At 63.9% G+C, this 5321-nt stretch carries 5 protein-coding genes; 3 read left to right on the top strand and 2 right to left on the bottom strand.

Annotation, left to right across the window (positions count from 1 at the left end; all coding sequences use genetic code 11):
- Window positions 1-139: 139 nt before the first annotated feature.
- On the bottom strand, window positions 140-1720 hold the full coding sequence (locus BO1_RS47975; protein WP_028223661.1) for a Na+/H+ antiporter: 1581 nt from the start codon (window positions 1718-1720) through the stop codon (window positions 140-142).
- Between the two features lie 49 nt (window positions 1721-1769).
- Entirely contained in the window at window positions 1770-2045 is a 276-nt protein-coding gene (locus BO1_RS47970; RefSeq protein ID WP_028223660.1) for a XapX domain-containing protein, read from the bottom strand.
- Window positions 2046-2352: 307 nt separating this feature from the next.
- Here BO1_RS47970 and BO1_RS47965 point away from each other — a divergent pair, with 307 nt between their 5' ends.
- The 3 genes from BO1_RS47965 to BO1_RS47955 all read left to right on the top strand — a co-directional run bounded on the left by BO1_RS47965 (window position 2353) and on the right by BO1_RS47955 (window position 5295).
- The gene (locus tag BO1_RS47965; RefSeq protein WP_028223659.1) at window positions 2353-3039 is read left to right on the top strand and encodes a hydrolase; all 687 of its coding nucleotides are present in this window, start codon (window positions 2353-2355) and stop codon (window positions 3037-3039) included.
- Window positions 3040-3179: 140 nt separating this feature from the next.
- Complete coding sequence (locus BO1_RS55860) at window positions 3180-3347, top strand: DUF1427 family protein (protein ID WP_043289218.1); 168 nt, start codon at window positions 3180-3182, stop codon at window positions 3345-3347.
- A 55-nt stretch (window positions 3348-3402) separates the two neighbouring features.
- The gene (locus BO1_RS47955; protein ID WP_028223658.1) at window positions 3403-5295 is read left to right on the top strand and encodes an amidohydrolase; all 1893 of its coding nucleotides are present in this window, start codon (window positions 3403-3405) and stop codon (window positions 5293-5295) included.
- Window positions 5296-5321: the final 26 nt, after the last annotated feature.

The following is a 5321-nucleotide window of genomic DNA, read 5'->3' as shown; positions in this document are numbered from 1 at the left end:
GCACAGGGGCAACGCCTGCATCCCGAATGCAAAACAAGGAAAGGCCAAAGGCAAACTGCCAAAGGCCAAAAGCCAAAAGCAAACGGCCAAAAGCAAACGGCCCAATGCCAACGGCCATCGCACCACCGGCCAGCCCGCCTCAGGGCTCCAGCAACCTCAACAACCTCAACTCCTCAAAATCGAGCTCAGACTCAATACGATGCAACACAGCATCGTCAATTTTGCCATCGCGATGCAACCCGAGCAGTGCCTCACGCGACACACCAACGAGCTCAAGCTCGACCCTCAAAAACCGGGCGCGATGCTCGACCCGCTCGGCCCCCGAAGCATGTGCGCTCCTGTTAGCGGAAACACGAATCCGATACTCAGCAAGCAGCCGCTCAAGCGTAGTGCGCTCGACCCCAGAAGCCCGCTTCCCAATCTCGTCGAGCGCAGCAAGCGACGCCCCAAACGTATGCTCCCGCGCCTCATGCTCCGACATGGTATGCCGCGCAGCAGGCCGCAACTCAAGTCCCTTGATCAACGCCGCAAGACTCCCGCCCTGCAACACCAGCGTAGCGATAATCAGCAAGAACGTACTAAAGATAATCAGGTCCCGCCCAGGAAACCCGGCCGGCAAAGCCAGCGCCGCAGCAAGACTCACGACGCCGCGCATGCCGGCCCATCCCAACACGACGGCCTCAGCGAACGACCACGCCCGCCTCCCCGAGCGTTTCGCCCTGAGGCGCCCCGGCAGCCATATCGCCGCGAACACCCACACGAGCCGCGCAACAATCGCCGCCAGCGTAGCCGGCAACGCAACCCACAAGCCCGCTATCAACACGGTGCTTTCATGATTGACACGCGCAAGAATCCCATGCAACGCCAGGCCAATCAAAATGAAGACGAGCGCATCGAGCACGAACACGATCGCCTCCCAGGTGGCCTTCGCCTTGATCCGCATGCCCGCATCGAACACACGATGCTGCCGCACGCCAAGCACGAGTCCGCAGGTCACGACCGATAGCACGCCCGACCCGCCAAGCGCCTCCGCGATACCGTAGCTCGCCCACGCCATCACAAAGGTCACGACAATGCCGAGCATCGTGTCGTGCAGGCGCGGCAGCACCCAGCACATCGCCTGGCCGCACGCGAGGCCGAGCGCGATGCCAATCAGCGTCAGCGTGAAGAACGTGCCCGTCGCGCCCGCGACTGTGATCGTGGTGGCCAGCGCCGCCGAAACCGCCATCTGGTAAAGCAGCAGGCCCGACGCGTCGTTCACGAGACTCTCGCCTTCCAGCACGGCCACGAGTCTCACGGGCAGCGGGTAGCGCTGCAAGATCGCCTTCGCGGCAACGGCATCGGGCGGCGAGACGATCGCGCCCAGCGCAAAGCAGGCCGCCCACGGCAAGCCCGGGTTGCAGGCATGCACGACCACGGCCACCGCGACGGTCGTGAACACCACCGCGCCCAGCACGAGTGAAACGATCGTGCCAATCTCGTCGCGGAATTCCTTCCATGCCGTATAGAACGAACTCGACATCAGCAGCGGCGGCAACACGGCTGCGAGCAGCAGGTTCGGGTCCATGTCGGGCACGTGCTTGCCCGCAACGGCAATCACGCAGCCGCCCAGCAGCAGCACGACGGCGGGCGGGATGGCAATGCGCTCGGCAAGCCAGGTCAGCGCGCCGGCGCCGCAGATCAGGAGCAGCAGGTAGTGAAACAGCTCGACGTTGCTCATCGGCGCGCGGACAGATCACGCAACGCGCCAGCCGGTGATTGAGGATGCCTCACGATGATTGCTCGTCCCGTCTGGCGACATCGGGCAGGTGCGCGCCCGGCAGCGAGCCGAACATGTGCTGGCTGCACTTGGCCTCGCGCCACGCCGCGCCAAGCTTGAGGCCCGATAGCATGCGCCGCGCGAGTGGCAGGATCTGCTCTCCGGCCAGCATGCCGAGCAGACCCACCAGCGCAATGGTGGGCGGGGCCGGCGATTGCACGCTGATCACGGCGTAGACGACACCGGCAAGGATGCCGGCGCAGAGCGAAAGAATGTACGGTTTCATGATGCGGCCTTCGTTGATGACCGAATGGTGACAGGCACGACATGGATAGACACAACACGCCAATTTTGCCCAAAGCGTATCGGGTTTCGCTAATTAAGAAAAGGCTAATCAAGATCTTTTAAGGCGATTTAATGGGCAATTTCTGGAATCGTATTAATTCCATTTCTTGGGTGTTCTTTCGCCGTGTTTCAGTGTCAAATGGGGGCGGCTGGATGAGCACTCCCCCCAGCGCAATGCACTATGGACTCAGCGTCGTCACTACGACGAGGCGGTCTCATTTCTCTTCGATTCATAGGACATACGCGTCATGAGCAATCCAAAGCTTGAAGTACTCACTCCGCAAAACAGCCAGTTGATCATCATCGATCAGCAACCGCAGATGGCCTTTGGCGTGCAGTCGATCGACCGCCAGACGCTCAAGAACAATGTCGTCGGTCTCGCCAAGGCGGCCAGGGTGTTCGAGATTCCGACCACGATCACGACCGTCGAGTCGGAAAGCTTCTCGGGATTCACGTATCCCGAGCTGCTCGACGTGTTTCCGGATCAAAAGACGCTCGAGCGCACCTCGATGAACTCGTGGGACGACCAGAAGGTGCGCGACGCGCTTGCCGCGAACGGCCGCAAGAAGGTGGTCGTGGCGGGCCTGTGGACCGAAGTCTGCAATACGACGTTCGCGCTTTGCGCGATGCTCGAAGGCGGCTATGAGATCTACATGGTGGCCGATGCGTCGGGCGGCACGTCCAGGGATGCGCACGACTACGCGATGCAGCGCATGGTTCAGGCGGGCGTCGTGCCCGTCACGTGGCAGCAGGTCCTGCTCGAATGGCAGCGCGACTGGGCGCGCCGCGAGACTTATGACGCCGTCATGGCGATCGCCAAGGAGCACTCGGGCGCATACGGCATGGGCATCGACTATGCCTACACGATGGTCCACAAGTCGGCGCAGCGCACCGCTACGCCACACGAGTCGCAACCGGCAGTGCCCGCGCGCTAGGCGCGTGGCTCGCTTCAGCGCAAGCCGTTGCGGCGCGTTCCCTGCGAGCGCGCCGCATGCCGAAGCGGGCGAGCAGATGGACCCGGAGGCGCGAACCGGGATGCAATGACCTGCATTCCAATCGTTCGGAGACCGATCGTATGCAAGCGTATTTGGTATCACTCGGCGCGGGCGTGCTCATAGGCGTGATCTACAGCGCGATCAAGGTCCGCTCGCCCGCCCCGCCGCTGATTGCCCTCGTCGGCCTGTTCGGCATGCTGGTCGGCGCACAGGCCGTTCCGCTAGTCAAGCAATGGCTCGGCTTTTAATCGAATGCAGAGAATCTGGCGAATTGAGCCTATTTAGCCCAGTAAGGAAACGCACATGAGCGCAACCGGCACCCAACCCGATCTCATTCTGCATAACGGACGATTCACGACACTCGACCGTTCGAACCCGATCGCCTCAGCCGTGGCGATCGCCAATGGCCGCTTCGTTGCCGTAGGCAGCGATGCCGACGTCATGCCGCTCGCGGTCGACTCGACCCGCGTCGTCGACCTGGGCGGCCGGTCCGCATTGCCCGGTCTGATCGACAATCACTTGCATCTGATCCGCGGCGGTCTCAACTACAACATGGAGCTGCGCTGGGACGGCGTGCGCTCGCTCGCCGTGGCGATGGAGATGCTCGAGCAGCAGGTGGCCATCACGCCCGCGCCGCAATGGGTGCGCGTGGTGGGCGGCTTCACCGAGCATCAGTTCGAAGAGAAGCGCCTGCCGACCATCGAGGAGCTCAACGCGGTCGCGCCCGATACGCCCGTGTTCATCCTGCATCTCTACGATCGCGCGCTGCTCAACGCCGCCGCGCTACGCGTGGTCGGCTATACGAAGGACACGCCGGAGCCTCCGGGCAGCAAGATTCTGCGTGACAGCTCGGGCAATCCCACGGGTCTCTTGCTCGCGAATCCGAATGCATCGATCCTGTACGCGACGCTCGCGAAAGGGCCGAAGCTGCCGCCCGAGTATCAGTACAACTCGACGCGCCACTTCATGCGCGAGCTGAACCGCCTGGGCGTGACCGGCGTGATCGACGCGGGCGGCGGCTCGCAGAACTTCCCGGACGACTACGAAATCATCCGCAAGCTTCACGATGCGGGCGAGATGACCGTGCGCATCGCGTACAACCTCTTTACGCAAAAGCCGAAGGCCGAGAAAGAGGACTTCCTGAACTGGACCAGCACGACCCGCTATCACGACGGCTCGGACTACTTCCGCCACAACGGCGCGGGCGAGATGCTGGTGTTTTCGGCGGCCGACTTCGAGGACTTCCGCGTCGCGCGTCCCGAGCTGCCGCCCGAGATGGAAGGCGAGCTCGAAGGCGTGATACGCGTGCTCGCGCAGAATCGCTGGCCGTGGCGTCTGCACGCGACCTATGACGAGACCATCAGCCGCGCGCTGGACGTGTACGAGAAGGTCAACAAGGACATCCCGCTCGAAGGGATCAACTGGTTCTTCGACCACGCCGAAACCGTTTCCGAGCGCTCGATGGACCGCATCGCCGCGCTCGGCGGCGGCATCGCGGTCCAGCACCGGATGGCCTATCAGGGCGAGTACTTCGTCGAGCGCTATGGCGCCGAGGCGGCGCAAGCCACGCCGCCCGTCGCGAAGATGCTGGAGAAGGGCCTCAAGGTTTCGGCCGGCACCGACGCCACGCGCGTGGCCTCGTACAACCCGTGGGTCTCGCTCGCGTGGCTCGTGAGCGGCAAGACGGTCGCCGGCCTGCGCCTGTATCCGCAGCGCAACCTGCTCGACCGCGAGACGGCCCTGCGCATGTGGACCGAGTACGTCACCTGGTTCTCGAACGAAGAAGGCAAGAAAGGCCGCATCGCGGTCGGTCAGCTCGCCGACCTGATGGTGCCGGACCGCGACTTCTTCGCGTGCGCCGAGGACGATATCCCCCACACCACCGCGTTGCTCACGGTGGTGGGCGGCAAGATCGTCTGGGGCGCGGGCCCGTTCTCGCAGCACGACGCGCCGATTCCGCCCGCGATGCCGGACTGGTCGCCGGTGCGCGCGTACGGCGGTTATGGCGGCTGGGGCGCGACCCAGCGCGAGGGCGCGCCGCTCCAGCGCGCCGCCGCGGCAGCGGCGTCGTGCGGCTGCGCGAGTGCGTGCAACGTGCATGGCCACGCGCACGCAACCGCATGGAGCAGCGCGTTGCCGACTGCGGACGCGAAGGGCTTCTGGGGCGCCTTCGGCTGTGCCTGCTGGGCCGTTTGAGATGAAACGGCCCCCACGCTCGCTTC

Origin of the sequence: Paraburkholderia oxyphila NBRC 105797 (genome assembly GCF_000685075.1) — a bacterium.
GTDB lineage: Bacteria > Pseudomonadota > Gammaproteobacteria > Burkholderiales > Burkholderiaceae > Paraburkholderia > Paraburkholderia oxyphila.
This window is presented reverse-complemented; position numbering and strand designations above follow the sequence as displayed.

Excerpts from the sequence above, each read along its gene's own strand:
- BO1_RS55860 (WP_043289218.1), top strand. The coding sequence starts at position 3,180 with ATGCAAGCGTATTTGGTATCACTCGGCGCGGGCGTGCTCATAGGCGTG.
- BO1_RS47970 (WP_028223660.1), bottom strand. The coding sequence starts at position 2,045 with ATGAAACCGTACATTCTTTCGCTCTGCGCCGGCATCCTTGCCGGTGTC.
- BO1_RS47965 (WP_028223659.1), top strand. The coding sequence starts at position 2,353 with ATGAGCAATCCAAAGCTTGAAGTACTCACTCCGCAAAACAGCCAGTTG.
- BO1_RS47975 (WP_028223661.1), bottom strand. The coding sequence starts at position 1,720 with ATGAGCAACGTCGAGCTGTTTCACTACCTGCTGCTCCTGATCTGCGGC.
- BO1_RS47955 (WP_028223658.1), top strand. The coding sequence starts at position 3,403 with ATGAGCGCAACCGGCACCCAACCCGATCTCATTCTGCATAACGGACGA.